This window comes from Brevibacillus sp. AG162, from assembly GCF_006715575.1.
Taxonomy (GTDB): domain Bacteria; phylum Bacillota; class Bacilli; order Brevibacillales; family Brevibacillaceae; genus Brevibacillus; species Brevibacillus brevis.
In genome coordinates this window covers 98,526-123,576 of record NZ_VFNO01000011.1, presented here as the reverse complement: position 1 = coordinate 123,576, position 25,051 = coordinate 98,526, and the positions used below count along the sequence as shown (strand labels likewise).

Genomic DNA, 25,051 nt, shown 5'->3' with positions numbered 1-25,051 from the left:
AAGAAAATTGACCGTCCGACCAGTTACGGTGAAACTTATTTTGTACCGTTCGCCAATTGCCATAGTAGAAATCCCCCGTTAATAATATAGAACATGTGTTTTCGTTTCATTGTAAACCTGTTATCCAATTATTCCAAGTATTTCCTTGGAAAATCATCCAGCAGTTTTAGGAGAGATGGTATGATAAGAATGAGCTATGCAACAAAAAGAGATACACATTGACAATAATAACAGAAGAAAGCTTGCCAACCAGATGGGTTACTTTATATAGAAATTCTTGGGGGAGGTACTCTTTTGTCGAATAATCATTCCCTTAGCAACTACAAAGCCATAACCGAAGCCAAATACCTGTCAGTAGAAAACGCATACCGCTACCGACCAATCTTGCGCTATTTCTACGAGCAACAACAGCGACTTCGCTACTGGCTAAGACCGGAAGAAATTTTGCAAGCGGTAAAAGAACGGATGGAGCCAAGCGAGGCATCCGTATACACCGAAGACTTGCTTCAGTTGGATTTGCAACAGTTGCACGATTGGGGAAACCTGCAGCGAAAACAATCGGGCAAGGTGAGCAAAATAGAAGATTTCAAGAAAAAAAGGTACCGCTATCAAGCGAGCCCGTACACCATTAAGTTCGAGAGGTTGATCGAAGAGCTGGAAGAAATGGGAGATACATACGGTGGCTCCCTGGAGTCTACCCAGTTTGATAAACTTGTAGAAACATTGAGATTGTTGACACGACTGGCTCGCGTCTCCTTTCACAAACCCGGAGAGCGCCCGCGTTTTGAGATAGAAGATTGGACAGATGAGAAACTGTACCACTGGTGGACGGAATTGTACGAATTGTTTCGCAAGGTGACCAATAACGCCCGGGACTATATGGCGAACCTGGATAGCGTTCAAGTTGAAGATGTAATGATGACGGAGCAGTTCCTCCTTTACAAAGATAAAGTGACCGACTACCTGAGACGCTTCATGATGGGATTGCAGCGAAGCTCTTACCAGATAGAAGGTTTGCTCGTACAAGTGAATCGGGCCTTATTGAACGACATTTTCCATAGGATAGCAGGTTACGATGTCTCTATCCCTCGTTTTGAAACGACACCCCTGATAAAAGAGGAGCTTGTCAAGCGCTATTACGATCAGTGGGAAGGAATCTGGCAATGGTTTCTGGGAGACGGAAGCGGCCGGGGCAGCGATCTGGAAGACTTGCAGCGGGAGACTACTGAAGCGATACGCCGCATCACCCGTTATGCGCAGCGCAAGGGGGAACGGCAATCCAGCATGCGGAGCCGCAGGGCAGACTATCTGTATCTCGCAAAATGGTTTGCCTCTTTGGGAGATGTGAAAGAGGCCCATTGTTTATCGGCAGCGGTATTCGGTATTTCCCGGATGAGGCATATGTGGGTAGATACACCGAAGGTGACGGAAGACATCTACTCCACCATCTGGGACATGCAGCCAGCCGAATATGTGGTGAAGCCGCGCGTGCAGGAATACCGCGAGAGAACGAGACCAAGCAAAATCGAATCGAAAGACGAGGAGAAAAAAGCAATGCTGGCTGAATATTTGAAACAGAAGGCAGAGCGGCAAGCCAGATTGAATCAGATATTTGCAGGGTATCGGGTGAGTGTGCGGGAGCTTCCGGTCATCGAACCATTTGTACGGCAAACCCTACTTGAATGGATCGGCAAAAGTATGGCGTCACCAGCAAGAGAAGGAAAGACAGACGACGGCAGACGGTTCAAAGTGGTCGAGTCTGGTACAGGAGAGCGGGTGCGTTTGCGGTGCACAGACGGCATTCTGGAAATGCCCGATTATGTGCTTTACTTTCTGGATGAAAACAAGGTGAAGAGATGAGCCAGTTTGAGCGAACCGACGCGAAGTATACACCTCGTTTTGATGAGTTGGCTCAGCAAGCGGCGTGGGAATTACTGGAGAGATTCTGGATTCCACGCAGCGACATGGTCTGGTATCAGGCTGTTCGCGATCGCGAGCATGTGCTCAGACCCTTTTTTAATGAAAAGCTGGGGTTTCGTCTGCTGATACATTACGAATTTGTCAAACTGGAAAAGTTCGTGGGCAGGAAAATAGAACCATGGATGGGATTGCCTGGGCTTGCGGAAGTCCGGGATTATACGTTTTTTTCTCTGCTGATGGCGTATTTGGAGGCAAAAAGCATCGACGATCAATTCCTGCTTTCCGATATATGCGAGGAAATAAAGGTCACCTACCCGGGCCCCGGTGCGGTGGATTGGACCAATTACGACCATCGCAAGTCGCTAGTCCGCGTGCTGCAGCTTGCCCGTGAATGGGAGCTGCTGGTTGTTGTGGATGGCGACGATCAAGGGTTTGTGGCTTCAGAACAAACGGATGTCTTGTATGAGCCTACCCCTTTGGTGAAATATTTTCTACGAGCATATCCGCGTGATTTGATGCAATTCCAGACGACAGAGGATCTATTGAAAATCGTTGACACCGAAAACGAAACATTGGCGCGGAGGCATCGTGTATACCGTCAATTATTGCTTACTCCCGGAATACGAGAGGAAGAGATGGCGGATGGGGATTGGACATATCTTCGCAACCAGCGAAATGTAATAGCAAGAGACTTTGAAGAGACAGTGGGACTTGATTTGGAGATTTATGGACAGGATGCGATGCTGGTGCATCATGGGAGAAGCCTGGGAAACACACTTTATCCTGATACCAGAGCCATCAGCGAGGTGGTTTTCTTTTTTGCCGGGACTGTTCGCGCAGCGGTTGAAGCAGGCTCTTTTCCCGTGCAGAACGACGGCCGGCTGCTCTTGACACAAGTGGATTATGAGATGCTGTTGGATCAATGCCAGGCTGAATATGGCCATGGTTGGGGAAAAGCGTTGCGAGAGATGTCGACCAAGCAGTTGGCGCATCAGTTACTGGAAGAGATGGAGGCATGGAGATTGGCTTATCGGGATGAAAGGGAACAATTAATCGCGATCATGCCACGATTGGGGAGAATTATGTCCCAATATCCGAGAGATTACCTGAAGAAGCGAAAGGAAGGGGACGGGCAGCAGGATGGAAGCGAATAGATGGCAGATGTCCAGAGCAGGTTTGGTCAATTTCTGGTATTACGATGACGAGTGTTTTGAATTTGCCAATGGCAAGCTGTTGCTGCGTGGAACCAACGGTTCTGGGAAGTCGGTAACGATGCAAAGTTTGCTGCCGGTCGTACTGGACGGAAAAAAAAGTCCGGATCGCCTGGACCCTTTTGGTTCCAAGGCAAGGCGGATGGAAGACTACTTACTGGGGGAAAAGGAAGTAACCGGCCGTGATGAGAGAACCGGCTATCTGTATCTGGAATTTTGCAAACCGTACACCAACCAATTCTTGACGATCGGGATCGGTTTGAGAGCCAAGCGCAATACGCAGATGGACTTCTGGGGCTTTTCCGTTCAGGACAACAGAAGGATTGGGCATGACCTTTTTTTGTACCGGCTGGTATACAATGCGGAAAAGCAGGAGCAAGAGCGCATTCCGCTGGGTAAACGGGAACTGGAGAAGGAGATCGGCCCCGGGGGCAGGGTCGTTTTCTCGCAAAGCGATTACGCGGAGATGGTGAACAAACTTCTTTTTGGGTTCCCTTCACTGGAAGCGTATGAAGATTTGATCAAGCTGCTGATTCATCTGAGGAGTCCCAAACTGTCCAAAGACTTTAAACCGACTGTGATCTACAATATCCTGGAAAATTCGTTGCCGGGCCTCTCTGATGAAGAGCTGCGTCCTTTGTCCGAGGCGATTGAATCCATGGACCGTACGAAACTGCAACTGGAACAATTGGAGCGGGACCAGAAGGCGCTCTCGAGGATTGCTAGGGAGTACACCGAATACAACCGGTATATCTGGTACGATAAAGCGAAAGGGTTGGCCGATGCTGTCAACGCAGCTCAGGCTGCGCAAAAAAAGGTGGAGGAGTACCGGCACCTGCTAGTCCAAAAGGATGATGAAAGAACTCGATTGCAATCCAAACTGGATGCCTTCAGAATCGAACAGCAGACTCTTGCAGAAGAACATGAGCGCTTGCAGGATCACGACATCGCCAAGGCGGAAGAAGAACGAATCAAAGTTAAGCAGCAGCTACAGCAGGAACAGCGTCGCTTGGAGGATAAGCAGAAAGAAAACGATGGCAAACGGGTAAAGGTCAATCAGTTGCGACGGACCATTGAAGATATCGGTGTGAATATCAAAAACGCCGAAGATCAAATGGCCGATCTGCTCGAAGATATGGAGCAGGCGGTGGAGGAAAACGAATTTCCAGCTCATGAGATGGCCCGCAGGGAGTTTGAAAAGGCGCAGCCAGGATATTCGATGGAACTGTGGCAAAAGGAGTCGCGGGAGTATCGGAACCAACTGCAGCTGACTCATCATCAGGCCGTAAAGACAGCAGAAGCGGAACGGATTCGCATGGAAGCGGAGCGTGCGCTGGGTGACGCTCAAAAGCAGGTGGATGAAAATCAACGGGGAAAAGAAAAATGGGAACTTGTGGTAGAGGAAGAAAAAGAGAAACTGATCGCCCGCTTGCACCAATGGCAGGGGGAGGTGAGTGAACTTCGGCTATCTCCCGAGACGGTGCGCGAAACGATTCGGAAGATTGCTCAGTTCGAATCGTCAGCTCGCTTTGAAACGGTTAGAGATCCGGTCGTTCACGCCTATCAGCTACTGCGCCAGGATATGCGCGATCTTCATGGGGATGTGCAAAGGCAGGTGCAGGAAAAGCAACGGGAGCGTGAGCAAGCCGAAGAAGAGTATCGCAAGTGGCAAACCAGAAAAGATCCGGAACCACCCCGCCATGAGCAAACAACCAGAGCGAGAGAGTGGCTGAGTGAGCAGGGAATTCCACATGTGCCGCTCTATGCTGCAGTGGAGTTTCGACAGGAAGTGCCGGAGATGGTGCGCGCTGCAATAGAATCTGCTTTGTCGGAAGCGGGACTGCTGGACGCATTGATCATTCCCACGTCGTATCTGGATCACATAGATGTTTGGGCCGAATATGTAAAAGACAAGGTGATCGTGCCGGATCCTCAACTACTTGCGCATACGATCAGCGAATGGTTGATACCAACCCCTGCGGAAGGGACAGGAATCGTTCAAGAGGAGATTGAAGCGGTACTGCATACAATTTTGGCGGAAAGAACTGCCGGGTCGTCCTTACCTGCGTTTGTTACAGCAAGTGGAAGCTTTGGAGTGGGCGTCTTGAGTGGACACGCTCCTGTCATTGAGAAGTCGGTATATGTGGGGCGTGAAGCGAGACGCAGGTATCGTGAGGAGCAATTGGCGCTCTGGAAACAACGTTTGGAGCATTTGGATCAGGAATTTGAAAGCCTTGAGCAAAAAATCAGCGATATAGAAAAACGTCTCCAGATTCTTACCGAAGAATTTCAGGGCTTTCCCTCCGAAAAAGACTTGCTGGACGCTTTGCAAGCGGTGGAACAATCAAAACAGCGGATGACAGTATGGCAGGAGGAAGTACAAAGACGCAACCAGAGAGTGCGAGAAGCAATTGAAACGCTTTATACGGAACGCGATCTTCTGAAACAAACAGCAGAGGGGCTGACGATCCCGCTGGAAGTAGAAACGCTTCGCCAAGCCCTTCTGTCCATGCAGGATTACATGGACGATCTGCGCAAACTGGAAACCGCCTACCGCGAAAAATGTAACCTGCTCCTACGGCAGCGGGAGACCGAGGAGATGCTGGAAGAAGCGAACTATGAATGGGATCGGTTGCGCGGAGAAGTTAATGTCGCTGAGGGGGAAGTGGAAAAGCAGAAGCAACGCTTGCAAGCGATTGAACGCATGCTGGCCACCCAGGGAGCCGAAGAGATCCGGGAAAGAATCCGCTATTGCAAGGATAGATTACACAGGCTGCCCGATGAGTTGCAAGCCACATCGAGGGCGATCGGGGAAGCCAACAACAGCCGTAAGCAATTTCAGGAAAATCTGCTCGAAGCGGAAAAGGTCGCAGAAGTGCGCCAACAACTGCAGACCGCTTGGTGGAAAGTTTTCTCTGACGAATATGCGCTAGGGCTCTGGGCTTATCTCGACGACTGTAACGAAGATGGTGATCCGGCAGAAGGTGAAATGCACAGGCTGGATGACGTGGCGTTTCGCGTGCTGAGAAAGCTGCAAGCAGTCATGACTGGTCGTGAGCGAGAAACTTTTAACAATCAACTGCAAAGGATCTTTGAAACAGAACGGCAAATCAACTTGCTTGAGTATCAGCCATCACTCGATTACGCGCTAGAGTTCAAGGTGGAAGAAGGGTGGGAGGAACAAGCGGAATTGCTGTCGCTGTCCCATCTTTGGACCGAGCTGAAAACAAGAGCAAGACGTCGCACGGTGTTGTTGGAGTATGAAGGAAAGAGATGCCACCCGTACATACTGCTGGAAAGGCTGGATTACGAGATTGACTTGCACCGCCTGTATCTGACCGCAGAGGACCGGAAAATCTTTGAAGAGGTAATCCTGCAGAGTGTTGGACGGGTGATCAAACATCGAATTAACCGTGCGGAAAAATGGGTTGAAAGAATGAATGAACTGATGGGACAGCGGAACAGTTCGAGCGGCCTGACCTTCTCCTTAAAATGGACACCCCGCACTGCGGAAGACGAGTCTCAGATAGATACGGCTGAGCTGGTCGAGTATTTGCGAAAAGACCCAGCCTTGATGAGGGATCAAGACATCGAGCGTATCACCAACCATTTCCGTTCCCGTATCGAGCGGGCAAAGCGAGATCTGACAGACTCTACGGAAGGTGGCGGACAAACCCTCCACCAAATCATGAAGAGGATTCTGGATTATCGCCACTGGTTCACCTTTAAACTGTTCCACAAGCGGGAAGGAGAAGCAAGCAAAGAGCTGACAGATCGCATCTTTTTCACATTTAGCGGCGGAGAAAAGGCAATGGCCATGTATATCCCGCTCTTTTCGGCTGCCTATTCCCGATATACGGAAGCTGACCCGCAGGCACCCAGGGTCATTTCCCTTGACGAAGCATTTGCCGGAGTGGACGAAAACAACATACGTGACATGTTTATGCTGGTTGAACAACTAGGTTTTAATTACATCATGAACTCGCAAGCGCTTTGGGGAGATTATGACACGGTCTCTCGTCTGGCTATCTGCGAATTGATACGGCCCAAAAATGCCGCTTTCGTATCCGTAGCTCGATACCTGTGGGATGGCGGAACCTTGCATGTATTGAACGAAGAGTGGGAGGACTGGAGCCAGTCTGAGGTCGCTGTCAGCCTGGAAGAGGAGAATATGGATGATGAAGACAGACGATAAACTGCTGCAGCAAGCAGTGGCTTATTTTCGTACACAATCCCAAGGCTATGATCGACTTTTTCGGGAGCTAAAGCGAAAATATAGAAGTTTAGGCTACCTTGGTGGGAAAGTGTCGCTGCGGAGCATGACCTTGGCAGAGGCGGAGGCGCTGACAGGCTTGCTGAATCGTCCGTTTGATACCGGTACTACAGAAACCATCCGTGTAACAGATATAGAACAGGGATTAATGAAAACCAAGTTTTCCGAAGTGACACTGCAGGATATTTTGGAGGGATATTTCGGCGAATCCCTGGTCAGTAAAAAAGAGGAACAACTCCAGAATCTCCAGGTTTGGAATGAATTCTGGGAGGAAGTATTGGTTGAAACAAGCGCTTACAACCATCGCTTAGCGAAAGAGTGGATACAGGGGTTGTCTCAACACGAAGGAGTAGGCGCGATGGCAGTTCGGCAATGGTGGAATACGTCTCCCCAAGATGTCAAGCGATGGTTGCTGTTAGTAGTAAAGGTGATCCACTATCTTGATCGCATGGAGCCGACAGCATATATACGCCTGCCTGTTCTGTCTACGCATATGACAGGATATCCGCATGCTTTTGACATGAACTCACCATTGGGAAGATTGTTGCTCTATGCCCTTTGTTACATAGGAGGGAAAAACGCTCCAACCAATTCAGAAGATATCATGCAAATTCTGTACGATCATCGTATATTGCGGGATGATCTGTCATCACAGGTTGTGGTCAGCGGGATCTGTGGTAAAAATGATTGGGGAAGCAGTGAGGTGGGGAACAAAAAAGAAGTAGTTAGCCTTCCTCTTCGCACTGTTGTTAGATGCACGGATTTTGAGCCATATTTGCAGAAAGAACCGCCCAAACGTGTGTGGATAGTGGAGAATCCCTCAGTATTCTCATCATTATTGGATCAATGGGAACATGAATTTGAAGAGAGACCGTTACCTCCTTTGGTCTGTTCTTCCGGCCAGTTCTCCCTGGCGGTTCTTGCCTTATGTGATCGACTGGTATCTGCAGGTTGTCAATTGCATTATTCAGGAGATTTCGATCCTGAAGGCTTTCAGATGGCCGTACGGTTATGGCGTCGCTATGGAGCAGGGAACATACTGTTCTGGCGATACACCCCGGAGGACTATGCTTCCGTGACCCAAGATATTCATATCGAGGAGTGGCGGTGGAACAATCTTCACAAGCTGATTGGTGAAGTGGAAAACCAAGGATTTCCCACCCCCTTTGTCCAGACCGTTAAAATAGCTCTTCAACAGCGAACCCCGGTATATCAGGAATCACTAGTGGATCAGCTTTATAACGATATAAAATCAGCGTTGATATCAATATCCGTTTGAAAGGCTTCAAGAGATGCTAAGATGGATAATAAGAAGATCAGTAAAGAGGTAATTCCGGATGAATCCACTGAATCAATCTTCGAAGCGTTTGGATCAGGATAGATATGAGATTGTACTCATTCCTTCAGAGCTTATAGATAGTGCAAAACACGATAAAGGATAGCTTTTTGTACAATGACGATCCGTAAATCTGCTACTCTTGCATTTGTATCAGGTTTACGGCTTTATTGTTTTGTTGTCGTAAAGAAAATTGACCGTCCGACCCGTTACGCTGAACCGTACCATAAGTGATGGTGCACAGGATTAGGCAGGAGATTGTATTTGATAAACACTATTTATTCCACCCGACGGGTGGGTAACTTTTTCATGATCACGATTGCTTCAGGCTTTGCTTAAATCGGTAACTATCTGAGCTCGGTGTGTAAGTCGATCCACTAAAGCGTCCGTCATTTGTTCATCTTTGAACACTTGAGTCCAGTTAGCGAAGTCCAAATTGCTAGTAAGGGTCATGCTTCCTTTTTCATAGCGAGCAGCATAGAATTGAAATAGTAGCTCAGCACCTGTTTTGCTTAAAGGAACAAACCCTACCTCATCAATGGCTAGATCGCCTTTTAACCATTGAAGCAAACGCCTCTCTGATTGCGCCTCCATCAGCTCATTACACAGTTTGGCTGCTGTCCAGAATTGAACGGTGTAACCGTGACGGCAATAAGCTTGTTACTTGTGTTGTTATTTCTAAAAATCAGATGCTTTTGGTATCCAATAAATTACAGAAAAAGATTTACGATTAAGCCATGAAATTAAAGAAAGTAACTAGAGATAATTGTGAATCTATGTCAGCGTATCAGTCCGAAAGGGATCTTCGTAAATTAAACGGACAATTGCAGGCTGCTAGGAGTGTCACACCTGGAATATTTCAAGAGATAAATCGCTTGGTAGATAACAAAATGGTTAGTGTGATGAATTCCAAATGAATACATATTTCACCAAAAGTAAGGTAAAGATTGAGTCAAAATGAGTGAATCGAGGAAGGGAACTTCAGTTCCTCCTTTTTAGCATTTTTCCAGAAACGGTTGGATAAAAGATTGAATCTAAATGTCTATTGGTTAGTTGTATCCTGATTTGAAATCATTTCTTGTTCTAATTCATATTGCTCAGTAAAATGTTGGAGCCATAAATATCCAATTCCGATAGAGGCTAAAATAGGAGTTATACTTTCAAATACATTCCCAACAAGCAATGGAGAGAATGTACCGGAAATTGCGGCGTATAAACTAACTCTAGCCTTCACCTGTTTTACTGTAGCAGTTCCATTCAATAGATGATACATAAACCAGAGGACAGTATTGACCCCACTTAATGCCAATATAAGTTTTAAATCGAGACCATTTCCATGTACGCCTGCTAATAAAATTGGTATGTAAATAATGAGTGAAATATAAATTCCGAAGTAACTGATACAGAATAAATACGATCTGTGACCAAAAATTTTTATAATTTCAATAGGAATTTTAGTAGGGCCAATTATAAATTTAGGTAGCCTAACAGGACTAAATTTAAACATTCCAAGTATAAGAACTGTAATCCAGATAGTTGATAGAATAGAGGCAGCTATTTTGTTTGGGACTAGTTGTAATTTTGTCATTAGTACTATTAAGGTAGCAGAGCCAAGCATGACATATGCTCCTCGTAGAAAACCAAAATAACTTGGGACAAAAATCCAGTTATAAAAGCTCTCTAAAAATGAAAAAAACCTTCTAAAAAAATTTAACAATAGTATCCCTCCATGACTAAAAGAATACTATATGTTACGAAATCTGAAGGGTTTGGTTTCGTTGCCGTTGTTCAAAACTCGGTGTGCCTTATCATAAATAATCCCTCTATTCATTGAATACCATTACTTTCCTAAAGTATAGTAAACTAAGAGGTGACCCCAACAAAAGGAGCACCTTTTATGTCGTTTCTAGAAGGTTTTTTTGAAGAACTATATCGAAAAAACAAAGAGTATCCGCAAAATAACCGTGTAACCCCGATCCACCCTCGGAACTACGCCAATGCACTGACACAGCTAATGGCTCAGCGAATCGGGAACGCTCTACATGAACTTGCAAGCGATGAGAAGTACATGGAGATGTTCAACCTTGTTCAAGAGATCGATCAGAAACTAGAATCTCATTCTCAAATTGACCTACACTCGCCGTTATCAACCGTACACTATCGCTATGACGACAGAACACTTCCTAACATCTATCCAGAGCTATTTTTTACGAATCCGATGCTGATCACTAATCAGGGAAGAGGAACAAACAACTTTTTCAAAACGTTAAAAACAGAATTGCAAACAGCTGATCAGGCGGATTTCATGGTTAGTTTTATCCGTTGGTCAGGCTTACAGCTTCTCCTACGGCCTTTTGATGAACTTATCAAGAACGGGAAGACTATTCGCATCCTTACCTCTAGCTATATGTTGGTAACTGAACCGAAAGCTTTGCGTAGGCTGATGGAAATGGAAAAAGTAGAGGTACGGATGTTCCAGTCTGGTCATACCTCATTTCATACGAAAGCATACCTTTTTTCTAGGTTATCTAGTTTACATACCGTGATTGTCGGTTCTTCCAATCTTTCCAAAGCGGCCATCAGCACAGGATACGAATGGAATGTCAAATTACCAGATGCTCCACATACCCAGATCTATCAACAAGCTCGTCATCTTTTTGAAGAACTGTGGAATGATGAACGTGCTATTCCGTTGACGGAAACTTTTCTTTTGGAATATGAGGAAATCTATTTGACAGCTCGTACATCCCAAAATACGGCAACGCATCCATCTGTGAATCAAATGGAATACGAAAAAAAGCAAATCTTAAAAGTTGCAGAGCAACATAATACATATGCTGTTAACCGGAAAACAAATCTGACCGCGAACGCCATGCAGGAAAAAGCGTTGGAAGCTCTAAGAGAAACAAGAGAAAATGGAAACACAAAAGGAATCGTAATTGCTGCGACTGGTAGTGGGAAGACATATCTCTCGGCTTTTGACGTCAATCAATTTCAAGCAAAAACTTTGCTCTTCCTTGCTCACAGGGAAGAACTATTGGATAACGCAAAGAATACGTTTGCCAAGGTTTTTGATACTGATGATTTTATGGGTAAAGTTACGGGTTCTCTAAAAGAGTGGGGAAAACCATACTTGTTCAGCACCGTCCAGTCGTTGCATCGGGAAGAGGTTCTATCCAAATTCCAGCCGACACATTTTGAATATATAATTGTAGATGAGTTCCATCATGCTGAGGCAGATACCTATAAGAAAATTATTGAGTACTTCAAGCCAAAGTTTCTTTTGGGACTGACTGCGACACCTGAACGGATGGATGGAAAAGATGTATTAGCTTTGTGTGATCATAATGTCGTTTACGAAATACGATTGCACCAAGCGTTGGAAGAGAATCTACTTGCACCGTTCCATTATTTTGGACTAGCGGACAATACTGTTGACTATGAAGAAGTAGATACTAAGAATGGGCAGTTTGTTGAGGAGTCCTTAGTTACTGCGTTAAAGACACATGAGCGTGTTGGCTATGTATTAGAGATGATTGAGAAATTTGGCCACGACGGTGATAAACGTCGAGCCTTAGGATTTTGTGCCTCAATTGATCATGCTCGATTTATGGCAGAGGAATTTTCACAAAGAGGTTATCAAGCAATCAATTTAACAGGTGAGGATGACCCCGTTTACCGCAGGGAAATGATTAAAAGATTAGAGGATAGTCAAGATGCGCTTGAGTTCATTTTTTCCGTGAACATTTTTAATGAAGGGATTGATATTCCTTCGCTTAACCTTGTTCTATTTTTAAGACCTACAGAATCACCAACCATATTTATCCAGCAATTGGGACGAGGATTACGAAAGTGGGATGGGAAAGAATATGTCACGATCTTAGATTTTATCGGTAATTACCAAAAGTCATTTATTATTCCACTCGCACTCGCAGGGCAAACAAACCACCGTGCTTTTGATCGTGATGCACTACGTGTAGCCATTCAAACCGAATTTGCGAACTTACCAGATGGGTGTTTTGTCGATCTTGAAGAAATTACACGTCAACAGATTTTAGAGAAGATACAAAGCATTCGGATGGATCAGAATCAAATGCTTGCTAATCTTTATAATGAATTCAAAAAGGAATTAGGTCGGTCACCTGAAATTGAAGATTTTCTTTATTCACCGGTAGCTCCAGGTTTGCATTTCTTTATTCAAAAATACGGTTCTTGGGTGGAAACCAAGAAAAAGATGGATGATTGCAATGAATGGGACAATATACTCTTTAAACTTCCATTAGAATTGGAAATCGTTCAACGCCTAGAACAACTCTATCCTGTGAAATGGCCTTATGAACTTGCGATTCTGTCTTTGGCCACACGATATGATCAAGTGAATGTGTCGCAAGTAGCAGCGTTCCTTGGTGAGAAGTTTGGAATAGCGATAGACGTGTCCAAACATCAAGGTTACATTCTCCGTTCCATGCAAAAGTTAACGGAAACCTACAAAAAGCAGGAGTGGACATTCGGATCGGTTTATGATGGAACATTTGTCATGGACCCCTTGATCAAAAGTACGTGGGGACAACAGAACCTTAGCGATTACCTAAAAAAACGATTAGAGTACGGATTGACTGAATTCCGTAGAACCTTCCAAGTCCAATCTTACTTTCAATCTAATCAGCAAGTGCAATTGTATCAGAATTATACTAGAAACGAGCTGATGTATCTTTTCCAGTCACCAGCTAAGGAAGGTTCGTGGCGGGAAGGTATTAGCAGGGTGGATAATCACTATTTGTACTTTGTTACACTAAACAAAGGTGAAGATACAGAGGAACACCTCAATTACCATGACTACTTCATCGACCAAAATCACTTTCACTGGCAAAGTGCGAATCAGACTTCTCATTCTTCGGAAAGAGGCAAAGATTATATACATCACGAAGAAAGAGGGATTCACATTCACCTTTTTGTTCGGAAATTCGAGAGTATGTATGGCAAGACGCTACCCTTTATGTATGTTGGCGAATTGGAGTATATTAAAAGTCACGGAGACAATCCAATGAACATCACATGGAGACTCAAACAACAACTACCCAACGAAATCTTCCTTGATTTTGTTCGCTAACTGAAAGGAGTTCATCATGAAAAAAGTTGATGTAGTAGGGGCTGTTATTATAAATGAGGAAGGGAAAATTCTTTGTGCTCTTCGTTCATCACAAATGTCTCTACCTGGATTGTGGGAGTTCCCAGGGGGAAAAATCGAACAGGGAGAAACGCCGGAACAGACGCTAGTACGCGAGATACGTGAAGAGCTTGAATGTGAAATTGAGGTCGGAGAGTTTATCGCAGACGACGTATATGAATATCCTTCAGTAGCAGTCCGATTGATTACATATTTCGCTAAAGTTACTGGAGGAGTTCCGATTCCAAAAGAGCATGAAAGGCTAGAGTGGGTTGATCGAGGAGAACTATTAAAATTGGAATGGGCCCCTGCTGATATACCAACTATTAAAAAATTGATGGAAGTTTAAATTATCTTTTGGGTTAGGTGTCCCTGGTATAGGTACTCCTTCTTGTAGGTAGAAGTCCTATCTATAACAAGAAAGCTAAAATAAATTCAATCCAAAAGTGGCCATCAATTTGACCGCTTTTTGCAATAATTTTAAGCCCATCCCGTTAAGCTGAGCCGTATCACAAGTAAAGGCAAGCTTTTACAGAGTTTGGGAAGAATTTGTCTCGCCAGCACATACCGTTGTACTCAAAAAGGCCCCTTGTTAGCAAGGGGCCTTAGAGTTGTTTTATTCACACTACTGCTTGTTGGAACCTAACGTGCCTACTTCGTCTTCGTGGTTTCAGAAGTTTTCTAAAACAATTTTTCAATGATCCGTCCAGATTCTAACTTCTCATGCGCGAAACGTAGGCTTGCTGCATGGATGGGTTCCAGTCGTTCTGTCAGCGTAGTTTTTATTTTCCCATCATCGATTAAGTCCGCCAGTTCATTCAATAATTCGTGTTGTTTGATCATGTAATTGGTATGAAACAAGGACCGTGTAAATATGAACTCCCATACAAGTTATTTAGGATTAGTCTTTAGCCCATCCGAGGGGTAGGTATACAGTTTCAACAAAGTTTCCCATTTCCATAGTATGATTATGTTAAGAAAAGATGGAACACGCAAAAAGGCGGGAGACAATGAACGAATTACAAAAAGAAGCGCTGGAAGAGATGAAAACAGCCATTCATAAATGGTTTGACGAACAGGAAACTCGAAAGAACGCACAGGAAGTAGTCTTACGCACCACGCTGCAAGTAGGCATCTTTAACTTTGTCCAGCTGGATTATCGGCCGGGCAGGACAAGGGTTGAGAGTTCGAAATCTGCGGGGAGTGCCGCAGGTAAAAAGTCGATGAAAGCTTCACCCTTTACGCGGGAGCAGATATTGAATGAGGTTCAGCCCCTGCTGGCGGAAATCGTAAGGGAGAGGCTGGATAAGGTGGAAACGTCACCGTTGATCAACTACCGTTTTACCTTCCAAGGAACCTTCGCAACGATGGACGGGCTGGTGGAATTAACGGTGCTGGAAACTGAATATGAAGAGAAAAAGCGGCTGCTTCTGGAGCGAATTCAGTCCTATATCGAGGAAAAACTGGAGAAGGACTCTAACCAGACAAACAGGCTGGAAACCTTCTTTTTGGCACGTCATCTGCTGGATCCGCATTTGTTCCCCGAACCGGAAGCCGCAAAGACGATAGCTTTATTTGACCGGATTCAGGAGTTGAATAAAGAACAGGTTGAGGCTCTCGCGGAGCATCGAAGAGATATCATATGGGCTTTGACCGACTGGGCTGAGAATGTATTTTTGCCGCGTTACTATGACGTCACCCGTTCCGAATACAGGACCAATGAGTATATGATCAAGCCGGATGCTGTTCTTGAGAATAAGGATGAGCCGAATCAGCCTATCGACCTTCTGTTGTACGGAGCGGTGATGATTATTCGTTACGAGCCGGAATTCAGCAAATACCTGGGTCAGACTTTTCTGGAGCTGGCGAAGCAGCTTGGCAGCGGTAAAGCCACGCGTATGCTGAAGGAGGGCAGTGACAGCTTCTCGCAAGAAGACGTCCATTTGCGCGATGAATTGGTCGAATGCAAAGCGAACGATGTTTTTTCTCTCTTCACAATCGTTATTCGCAAGGAAGAAGCCGGGGCGTACGAGCGGGCGATGTCGTTTATTCTCTCCCTGCTCCGAAAGGACTTCCCGAAAAGCTACAAAATCAAGTTAAAATCCAGCGTGAAGGAGTATTTGCCCATCAAGGGGCTAGCTAAATCGGACACGCACCGTTTTTTTGCGAATGCTCTGGCTTATTCCGAGCTGCATCCTTTATTGGAGGAATACGCTCGTGAGGCGATGGAAGAGTATGAATGGTACGAGGATACGGATAGCGAAAGAAGCGTAATGCCGGGCAGTTATGCTGTGTTCGGGCTGGGGCTTTCGTCCGAGCGGTATTTTCCGCTTGTTGAAGCTTACATGGACCTTGTGGATGATGAGCATCAGCTGGTGCATGACAAGTTCACAGCGGTTTTTGCCGAAACCTATGGCATAACGGAACGCTCGACTCCCATCTTGATCGCCTGCCTGCTGCGCTCCCACGATTCGCTAAAACTGAAGATTCAGCCAGAGCTGGAAAGCGAAGACAAGCTGTCGTTATTCGTACAGCAAATAGAGACTCTGTCGGATGACGAGGTTGAGCGGGTACTGTACCCGATCTGGGGCAATGTGGAGAAGCTGGCTGCATTGGCTCGCAAGGCGCAGGGACCGCGCAAGGAGCTGATAATTCGTATGCAAAAGGCGGCGGGTATAGCCTGACGGTGGCTCGGTGAAAGCGGCATGGATAAGTATGCTTTTGAGGGATTATTACAATGTTTAAAAGAAAGTAGGAGAAGAACATGTACATAAGCAAATGGTGGGGAGATTTAATTGGCGGGTCCGATGATTCGCTGGCATTAGTAGACTATTTGGAACAATTGGATTCAACGAATGTGACGCTCAATCAGATTTTAAAGGACTTGGGTCTGGATGTTCTGCTTTCCGAGGGAGACTTGAAAAGCGGCGGAAGTATTGGATTTGATATAAAAAATGCTAACGGCACGTTTCGAGCAGAACTTGATATTGCCTGCTCAGCTCTAATCGATCTTTCAGCCATTGTCTTGGAGTCTCAAAAATCAGGCTATGTCGATTTGCATGATTTGGATGAGGATAGGCAGCCGCGCAAACTTTATATAGAAGCCTCCGAAGAAAAAAGGAACCTGCTTCGGGATGAATTGTACAAGTTTTCCCGTGATCCGCTGGCTTACGAATTAGCCGAGCTTGTTCCGGCGGAAGATATGAGAGAGCTTGCGGAAAAGGCAAAAATGATCGCAGATGAGCTGGCACCGTTAAGCTGAGCCGTACCACAAGTAAAGGCAAGTTTTTAAAGACTCTGGGGAGAATTTGTCTCGCCAGCACATATCGTTGTACTCAAAAAGGCCCCATAGTACCAAGGGGCCTTAGCGTTGTTTATTAACATTACCGCGTTTTGGAACCAAACGTGCCTACTTCGTCCTCGTCGTATCAGAAGTTTTCTAAAACAATTTTTCCAATGGTCCGTCCAGATTCCAACTTCTCATGCGCCAAACGTAGGTTTGCTGCATTGATGGGCTCCAGTCGTTCAGTCAGCGTAGTTTTTATTTTCCCATCATCGATTAAGTCCGCCAGTTCATTCAACAACTCGTGTTGTTTGATCATGTCATTGGTATGAAACAAGGACCGTGTAAACATGAGCTCCCATACAAACGTTACACTTTTAGAAAACAGCAAGTCCATTTTCAAGCTCCCTGCCCAGGTAGTCTTGTTTGCAGGAACGATAGCGCAAATTTTACCTTGGGGGACAATGACTTCCGCCATATTTTCAAGATGTTGAACAGTATCATTCAAGCAAAGGATATAATCTACGGTGTCGATACCAACTTCCTTGAGTTGAGGGTGAAAAGGGGTGTTGTGGTTTATGATAAAATCCGCACCGAGATTATTGACCCATTGAATTGACTCTGGACGTGAAGCAGTACCGATGACGGTCAAACCTGCTAATTTTGCAAGTTGAATAGCAATCGATCCTACTCCTCCAGCTGCACCGATAATCAGTATGTTTTTGTTTTCACCTGTATTTACGCTAATTCCTAAACGATCAAAAAGGCCCTCCCATGCAGTTATCGAGGTTAGCGGTAAGGCGGCAGCGGCAGCGAAATCCAAACTTCTCGGCATATTTCCCACAATTCGTTCATCAACTAAGTGAAATTCACTGTTACTGCCAGGTCGAGACACACTGCCCGCATAATAGATCTTGTCCCCGGGTTTAAACAATTGGCAGTCAGGACCAACCTGTTCTACGATTCCAGCGGCATCCCAACCAAGAATTTTCGGTGAATCGGCTTCGTAGTTATGACTTTCGCGGACGCCTACGTCTGCAGGGTTGACAGAGATTGCTTTTACACGTACAAGCAAATCGCGGCCTGTAGGTTCCGGTTTATCCAAGTGCAGATCAATAAGGCTTTCCGGATTGGATATGGGGAGGTATCGGTAAGCACCGACAGCTTTCATTTTTTGGGGAGTATTCATGGGTATCCATCCTCTCAAATAGGAAATGTTGTACAGTTGCATTGTAAATCGATTCAATTACTTTAAGTAAGTACGCATATTTTTATGGTATAGTATTAAAAATCAAACCATTGGGGGATAAACTGATGGGAGACCGAAGAAAGAAATATGGAGTAAGTCCAGATATGCAAGCATGTCCGGTTGAAACAACGCTGGATGTTATTGGTGGAAAGTGGAAGGGGATCATTCTCTATCAGCTCCTGAACGGAACGAAAAGATTCAATGAATTCAGGCGCCTCAATCCGGGAATCACGCAATTTATGCTCACCTTGCAGTTAAGAGAGCTTGAACGGGATGGCATCATTCATCGCGAAATATATAAAGAGGTTCCTCCAAGAGTGGAATACTCCCTTACTGATTTCGGAAGGACTCTGGAACCTGTCATTATGTCAATGAAAGCATGGGGCGAGTCTTATAAAGTGCGGCTCAATGAAAATCCAACGATACAAGGGGAGGAAAGGTAAAGGCAAGTTGAGCAGTAACCTAAGTAGTGGAGCGGGAATGTTTTAGTAAATGTTCAGGGAGGGAATAGTTTAGAAAATAGATAGAATATTAAAGTGGGGAACAGGATGAAAGCGATCTTAATCGACGATGAAGAGTTGGCATTAAATTATTTGGAGCATCAGTTATTACATATCGGCGATTTTGAAATTGTTGGCAAGTATACGGATCCGATGATCGGCAAACGAGAGATTGAAAAAAATGAGATTGATATTGTCTTTTTGGATATTCAAATACCAAAGCTAAACGGTATCGAGTTGGCCGAACAGCTTTTGGAAGTGAAACCTCAATTACAAATAGTTTTCGTCACCGCATATGAGAGATATGCAATTAAAGCATTTGAGCTGAACGCCCTTGACTATGTCTTAAAGCCAGTTGGCAAGCAACGTCTGCAAAATACAATGAAACGAATTCAATCCAGGATGGAGGAACATACGACCTTCTCCCTTCAGAAGTCGGAGAATTTACAAATGAGTATGTTTCAACAAGTAATGATTGTAGATGGAGGCCAGGAAATCCCACTTCGCTGGCGAACTGCCAAGGTGCAGCAGTTGTTCTTATATTTGGTTCAACACAGGGGAACGTCGGTTAATAAAACGGCGATCATTGAGTTGCTCTGGCCAGAGCTAGAACCGGAAAAAGCCTATCATCAATTGTATACGGCTATCTATCATATTCGCAAAACTTTGGCGCCATTTAGTAAATATTTTCAACTCAGCAATACATCAGAAGGGTATAAGGTAAGACTAGAACAAACCATCTTGGATGTAGATCAGTTTGAGCGGTTTTTTCGCTCTGACTTATCCTTATCTGGGGAGACGATTGGCGAGTATGAACAAGCGATAGCTCTGTGTAAAGGAGATTATTTGCAAGAGCATCATTACATATGGGCAGAAAGCGAGCGTCAAAGATTACAACTGCAATGGGTGCAAACCGCCGTGAAAATGGTGGATTGGTATTACGCCAATGATGAATGGGACAAAGCCATCAAGCTATGTTTGGACATTTGTCAGCGTTATCCGCTCGAGGAAGAAGCCTATTTTTACCTTATGAAAATATTTGCTGACATGGGAAGGCACTCTTCGGTTCACAAGCAATATGATCAATTAACGAGTGTGTTATGGAACGAATTGCAAGAACAGCCTAATCCGGCTATTACAGAATGGTATCATCTTTGGAAGCAGAAAAATAAGGAATAAACCAATTAGTTTATTCCTTATTTTGGGATTCTGAAAGTGACAATCGTACCTTGTTCAGGTGAGCTATCAATTGTTAATCCCTGGTTATATAGTTGTTTTAGTCGCCGTTCAATATTTCGCAGACCTACGCTTGCTCTTTTTTTGCCATGCCTTGTTTGGCTGAAAAGTTGATTCAGATCTTCCTCTGTTATCCCATCCCCATCGTCTTGGATTGAAACTTCGAAATATTCCTCTTTGTCTTTGATGTGAATCCAGACTGTTCCCCCACTTGTGCTTTGCATTAAGCCGTGTTTGATTGCATTTTCGACTAGCGGTTGTATGGATAAGGGCGGTAAGCAAAAATCGAGATCAGGGTCCAGATCCCATTCCACTTGCAATCGATCGCCAAATCGTTGCTTCTCGATATACAAATAAGATCGAACAAGATCAAGTTCATCGTGAAGCGAAATAACGGGTTCAGAATTGTGAAAGTCAAAGCTCAAACGCAAATAGTTGCTAAACTCTTCAAGCAGGGCCTGCATTTTCGTGAAGTCCTGAAGTCCCAAGGCGGCAATTGAATTTAATGCGTTAAATAAGAAATGAGGTTCGATTTGTGATTGTAACCATGCTCCTTCCATACGCAAACGTTCATCGAAGGATATTTTAAGTTCTGTTAAGGCTTTTACTCTGGCCTTTAATTCCCAAGCATCGACGGGTTTCTTAACATAGTCGTTCGCTCCTGCTTGAAAGCCGGCTACAATATCCTCGGAACGATTGCGCGCGGTCAAGAGCAGGACAGGCAGTTCTAACACAGAGAATCGTTCCCGGATGATGCGTGTTAGTTCATAGCCTGATACGTGAGGCATCATGACGTCTGAGATGACCAGATCCACCGGGTTACGTTCCAGCATGGACAGGGCTTGCTGAGCGCTGGTTGCCGTGCTTACTTCATATTGATCTGATTCAAGCATTTTGCGAAGGATGTTCAGGTTAATACTGTCGTCATCCACAACGATAATTTTTGCTTTTCTATTCATAGAAGAAACCGTTTCTGTCGATGTGGTGATACGATCAGTCGTTGCAGCGGCTATTTCTAGTGAAGTCTGCATCCATGTCTGAGCGCTGCTTTCTTCTATTGGAACGGAATCTGTAGCTAGTGGGAGGGTAAAAGTAAAGGCAGAGCCTTTTCCCAGGGTGGACTGAACCGATAGAGTACCGCCGTGCAGCTCAACCAACTGTTTGGAAATATGTAAGCCAAGCCCGAATCCGCCACTTGCTCTGATTGAATTCAGTTCCGCTTGTTCATAAGGTTGAAAAATGGTTTGCAGAGCTTTTTCCTCGATGCCAACCCCAGTATCCTCTACTTGGATAAGCGCAAATCCCCTAGACGTTGTCGCGCGAATCGTGATGGTTCCTTCATCTGTAAATTTAATGGCATTATGCACCAAATTGAACAGAATTTGAATAAGCCGGTTTTCATCTCCCCGAACAGAAGGAAACGAATCGTCTATTTCCACTTTTAAAGCAATCGGTTTTCCGTCCAGCATCAGTTTTGCCATATCGAAAACACCAGCGAAGATAGACTGCAGGTTTAATTTTTTCTCGTGCAGGCGAATGGTGTTCTCCTTTAATCGGGTTACATCCAGCAAATCATCTAGCATGAGCGTCAGACGTCTGCTGACATGCAGGAGAATATCCAGACGCTTTTTGTGTTCTTCATGAAGGGGATTGTTTGTATCCTCGATAATCGCTTGAGTGATATTGATGATGCCATGTAATGGGTTTCTCAGTTCATGAGAAGTATTCACCAAAAATTCGTCCTTGCGCTTATCCTCTTGCTGTAATTTCTCCGCAAGATGTTTCGTCTCAGTCGTTGCCCGGAAAAATCGTCTAAACCAATATGCCGCAAAAGCAAGTACGGCAAAGATCAGATCGAAGGGGTAGTGAACAAATTCTCTGCCTAATATGCCATTAGCAATCGTCCAGATCACATTCACCCCTACAAACAAGCAAGCTAGCAGGAGAAATATAATGTCTTCCTTGTCCCGAATGGCTTTCCAGAGTATGTAGGCAGAAATAATGACGGATAGGAGCATCACGATAGAGAGCATTCTGCTCATCGCTAAGATAGTTCCAGCAGGTACGAAGAGGATGAACATAGCGTATAAGCTGCACAAGCCACCGAAACCTTGTAAAATCCTTCTGCTTAGATAAGCAGGAAGCAGATGATGAAACAAGGGAGGTATGAAGGCGACCGCACCAACATAGACGAGATACGTCAACTTAACTGTCCAATCATAGTCGAACTGCGACCAGACAAATAATAACTTGTCATCCGCTGTTACCACAGTCAATATTCCACAAATCATAACCAACGAGAAATATACCAAGCCTTTATTTCTGGCGCCCAAGAAGTACAGGAGCAAGGCATATAAACTATGAATCAGAAACACGACGAGTAATAATAGTTGCAAACTGATGGAGAGGATCGTCCGCATCTGTATAGCTTCTATCGTACCGAAGCGAATAGGTTTTGTGATTCCTCCTGCCCCGGCATCATTGGAAGCATGGATAAGCAACTCTACTTGACCTTGTTCGGGTGTCAGTTTGACAGTATAGGGAATATTGCGTGCTTGATGCTCTATGAAGCTGGTTGCCGGTTGTCCTACCTGGGCGACTAATTTCCCATTGGCATAGACAGCCGAGGTAGTTCGAAGCTCATTGATCCTGAGACCAAGTGTCTGTTCCTGTTCCGGATCAAGCAAGATGCGTAGTCGATACGTGCCGAATTGGAAGGAGTCCGGTATTCCCGGCTCATGAACAAATGCCTCACCCCACCGCTTGGGTACTTGGAGGTATGTCTGTCCCTCAGGTTTCTTCAGGCCATTTCCCTCTATGAACTGAGAAGGGAAGAACTCCCACTCCCCATCCAACCGTAATGTTTGGTATCCCGAGAATTCCCATCCACGCAAATCAAGCACGCCTTGTACAGCCACTGGTTTTTCAGCGTAGTCAAAGGTGGTGAGGAAACTCATCCAGAGTAAGCGAAGGGCTGTTACGACTAGTAGAGCAACAACGATCATTTTCGTCCATTTCCATGCGACTGTTTTCATTTCAATGATTACCCTCAATGAATAGTAGTAAGAAAATTGTTAGGCCCCAAATCCGAAGAATATCATTTTTTCTCATAATGAATACTCTTCGACAAGATTTTCAGGACACCTCTTACTTAAGAATATATCAAGGTAGACTAGGAAAGTTGTAGAGGTTTTGTAGAGGCGGCCCTGTTAAGATGACATATTGGATGAGGTCTAATAAAAATAAATAGTTTAACAAAATATCCATAAACCGGAGGGAGAGGAAGGAAGGGCAATAAAAACGTTTTGAAGCCACGGAATTGGTGGAATCGTCCTCTACCGTCCTGGCCTTAGTTGGCGCTTGTGACAAGTGGTTTCTCCATGGCGGGAGCCTGCAAGTTCGATATTGATGATTTCTGCCAGTATCAAATCTCAGGAAAGGAATGAATCTAATTGCTGAATGACATTAATTTGCGAAAAATAGGGATGATGTTCCTGATTTTTACTCTTGTCTTCACGGGCATTGGGGTAAGCTCAGGAATGCCAGTCAGCTATGCTGCTGAAGAAGAGACATCTTTGGAAATTTATGTATCCAGCGGTGGCGATGATACCGCAGGTGATGGAACTCGAAACAATCCTTACGCTACATTGTACAAAGCCTATCAAGAGGTCGATGACGGGGGAACGATATTTGTCTTGAACAATATCGATTTATTGGTCACGGCCGACAAGAAGTACCTTCATCTTAGTCAAAACAAGAGTGTTACGATTTCTACGGCCTCTGGCGTAGATACCGCTGTGATTCAGCGTGGCTCGATCAAGGGAGCGGCAAGCGGTGAGGTGGGAGGAGATAGAGACACACTTATTTATCTTGAAAAGGGCCAGCTTACATTAAAAAATATTATCATTGACGCCACCCTCGGAAATGATTTCTTCAATGGAAGAATAATGAATGTCTACAATGATTCAAAACTGATCATTGAAGAAGGCGCTGTTTTACGTAACAGTCCTTCCGCATTTGGAGGAACCGCAATCTATCTCGACGGTAGTAGTGGATTGGTTGCGACCATAGAAATGAAAGGTGGAGAAATCACAGGTAATAAGCATTCGTCTTCAGGTTCAAGTGCGGTCTTAATTGTTGATAATGCAGAGTTCATTATGTCCGGAGGAAAAATCACTGACAATAGTGGCGGAGGGGTTGATCTCAGTACGAATACTAATACTCGGTTCGTTCTCTCCGGTACAGCACATATCACGGGGAATAAAGGATCGAACCAACCCGAGCGAAACGTTATTTTACAAGGCAATACGCTCCTTACTCTAAACGATGATTTTACTGGAGAAGCAGGTATTACCGCGCATAATCGAATGAATGTGGGGAATAAGTTTGGAGTAGCAGCCAAAGCCGGTTTGGTGGGACTGGAGAATCTGTTTTCCGATAACAGTCATCTTCTTGCAAGTTATCGTGAAGGTAATAATGATTTGGTATGGAAATTATTTAAGAATGAATTGAGCCAACCGAGTACCAATGGTGAGATTACAGGGACAAAACCGACGCTAAGCGGTGTAACAGTACCTTTTGCGAAGGTAACGATTAAGATCGTTAGTGCAGCAGACTCATCCATCGTTATCACTGAGGAGAGGACCGCCGACGAGAATGGGAACTGGGAGCTCCCAGTTGATAAGGCCCTAAGTTCAGGTGCATATACGATCAATGTTACAGCCAGCATAAATAAAAATCAGTCGGAGACTGTGAATAGACAATTTGTAGTAGTAGATAAAACGGCACTGCAAAAAAAGGTTGACGAGATTACAGCCGAGAACCTGGTAGAAACCCAGTATACAGAAGCGAGCTGGAACGCTCTTCAAGAAGCCAT

General features: G+C 44.8%; 16 protein-coding genes. 11 read left to right on the top strand and 5 right to left on the bottom strand.

The features are described 5' to 3' along the window. The first annotated feature begins 294 nt into the window (after positions 1 to 294). The 4 genes from FB479_RS25395 to FB479_RS25380 are packed head-to-tail and all read left to right on the top strand — an operon-like array spanning position 295 to position 8,683. Positions 295 to 1,860 (top strand): TIGR02677 family protein, encoded by a 1,566-nt coding sequence (locus tag FB479_RS25395; RefSeq protein WP_221629586.1) that lies wholly within the window; start codon positions 295 to 297, stop codon positions 1,858 to 1,860. Further along, positions 1,857 to 3,074: a TIGR02678 family protein gene (locus tag FB479_RS25390; RefSeq protein WP_142067159.1), complete on the top strand. Its 1,218-nt coding sequence runs from the start codon at positions 1,857 to 1,859 to the stop codon at positions 3,072 to 3,074. The genes FB479_RS25395 and FB479_RS25390 overlap by 4 nt, the downstream gene beginning before the upstream one ends. Then, positions 3,061 to 7,326 carry a TIGR02680 family protein gene (locus FB479_RS25385; protein WP_142067158.1) on the top strand — a complete coding sequence of 1,422 codons (4,266 nt, stop codon included), beginning with the start codon at positions 3,061 to 3,063 and terminating at the stop codon, positions 7,324 to 7,326. Before FB479_RS25390 ends, FB479_RS25385 begins: the two co-directional genes overlap by 14 nt. After that, positions 7,310 to 8,683 (top strand): TIGR02679 domain-containing protein, encoded by a 1,374-nt coding sequence (locus FB479_RS25380; protein ID WP_185746421.1) that lies wholly within the window; start codon positions 7,310 to 7,312, stop codon positions 8,681 to 8,683. The genes FB479_RS25385 and FB479_RS25380 overlap by 17 nt, the downstream gene beginning before the upstream one ends. Before the next feature lie 381 nt (positions 8,684 to 9,064). Here FB479_RS25380 and FB479_RS25375 read toward each other — a convergent pair whose 3' ends face one another. Together FB479_RS25375 and FB479_RS25370 are read right to left on the bottom strand one after the other, a co-directional pair. Then, positions 9,065 to 9,334: an ATP-binding protein gene (locus FB479_RS25375; RefSeq protein ID WP_304488798.1), complete on the bottom strand. Its 270-nt coding sequence runs from the start codon at positions 9,332 to 9,334 to the stop codon at positions 9,065 to 9,067. Between the two features lie 448 nt (positions 9,335 to 9,782). After that, positions 9,783 to 10,457 (bottom strand): hypothetical protein, encoded by a 675-nt coding sequence (locus tag FB479_RS25370; RefSeq protein ID WP_142067155.1) that lies wholly within the window; start codon positions 10,455 to 10,457, stop codon positions 9,783 to 9,785. Positions 10,458 to 10,637: 180 nt separating this feature from the next. Between FB479_RS25370 and FB479_RS25365 the strand changes: the two genes are divergently transcribed. Both FB479_RS25365 and FB479_RS25360 read left to right on the top strand, forming a co-directional pair. Beyond that, complete coding sequence (locus FB479_RS25365) at positions 10,638 to 13,850, top strand: DUF3427 domain-containing protein (protein WP_142067154.1); 3,213 nt, start codon at positions 10,638 to 10,640, stop codon at positions 13,848 to 13,850. Between the two features lie 16 nt (positions 13,851 to 13,866). Beyond that, positions 13,867 to 14,256 (top strand): (deoxy)nucleoside triphosphate pyrophosphohydrolase, encoded by a 390-nt coding sequence (locus FB479_RS25360; RefSeq protein ID WP_142067153.1) that lies wholly within the window; start codon positions 13,867 to 13,869, stop codon positions 14,254 to 14,256. Positions 14,257 to 14,588: 332 nt separating this feature from the next. Here the strand turns inward: FB479_RS25360 and FB479_RS25355 are convergent, their stop codons facing one another. Further along, on the bottom strand, positions 14,589 to 14,750 hold the full coding sequence (locus FB479_RS25355) for a zinc-binding dehydrogenase (RefSeq protein WP_142067152.1): 162 nt from the start codon (positions 14,748 to 14,750) through the stop codon (positions 14,589 to 14,591). Between the two features lie 167 nt (positions 14,751 to 14,917). Here FB479_RS25355 and FB479_RS25350 point away from each other — a divergent pair, with 167 nt between their 5' ends. Both FB479_RS25350 and FB479_RS25345 read left to right on the top strand, forming a co-directional pair. Then, entirely contained in the window at positions 14,918 to 16,591 is a 1,674-nt protein-coding gene (locus tag FB479_RS25350) for a DUF6138 family protein (RefSeq protein ID WP_142067151.1), read from the top strand. Positions 16,592 to 16,671: 80 nt separating this feature from the next. Beyond that, on the top strand, positions 16,672 to 17,169 hold the full coding sequence (locus FB479_RS25345; protein ID WP_142067150.1) for an imm68 putative immunity domain-containing protein: 498 nt from the start codon (positions 16,672 to 16,674) through the stop codon (positions 17,167 to 17,169). Between the two features lie 166 nt (positions 17,170 to 17,335). On the opposite strand, the gene FB479_RS25340 is transcribed toward FB479_RS25345, so the two are convergent. Next, on the bottom strand, positions 17,336 to 18,379 hold the full coding sequence (locus tag FB479_RS25340) for a zinc-binding alcohol dehydrogenase family protein (protein ID WP_142067149.1): 1,044 nt from the start codon (positions 18,377 to 18,379) through the stop codon (positions 17,336 to 17,338). Between the two features lie 125 nt (positions 18,380 to 18,504). On the opposite strand from FB479_RS25340, the gene FB479_RS25335 reads away from it, so the two are divergent. Beyond that, positions 18,505 to 18,882 carry a winged helix-turn-helix transcriptional regulator gene (locus tag FB479_RS25335; protein ID WP_142067148.1) on the top strand — a complete coding sequence of 126 codons (378 nt, stop codon included), beginning with the start codon at positions 18,505 to 18,507 and terminating at the stop codon, positions 18,880 to 18,882. A 105-nt stretch (positions 18,883 to 18,987) separates the two neighbouring features. After that, positions 18,988 to 20,118, top strand: coding sequence for a response regulator (locus tag FB479_RS25330; protein WP_142067147.1), 1,131 nt, complete (start codon positions 18,988 to 18,990; stop codon positions 20,116 to 20,118). A 17-nt stretch (positions 20,119 to 20,135) separates the two neighbouring features. On the opposite strand, the gene FB479_RS25325 is transcribed toward FB479_RS25330, so the two are convergent. Further along, positions 20,136 to 23,210 carry a hybrid sensor histidine kinase/response regulator gene (locus tag FB479_RS25325; protein ID WP_142067146.1) on the bottom strand — a complete coding sequence of 1,025 codons (3,075 nt, stop codon included), beginning with the start codon at positions 23,208 to 23,210 and terminating at the stop codon, positions 20,136 to 20,138. Positions 23,211 to 23,627: 417 nt separating this feature from the next. Here FB479_RS25325 and FB479_RS30650 point away from each other — a divergent pair. Next, on the top strand, positions 23,628 to 25,051 hold a 1,424-nt coding region (locus FB479_RS30650; RefSeq protein ID WP_185746420.1), incomplete at its 3' end, for an Ig-like domain-containing protein.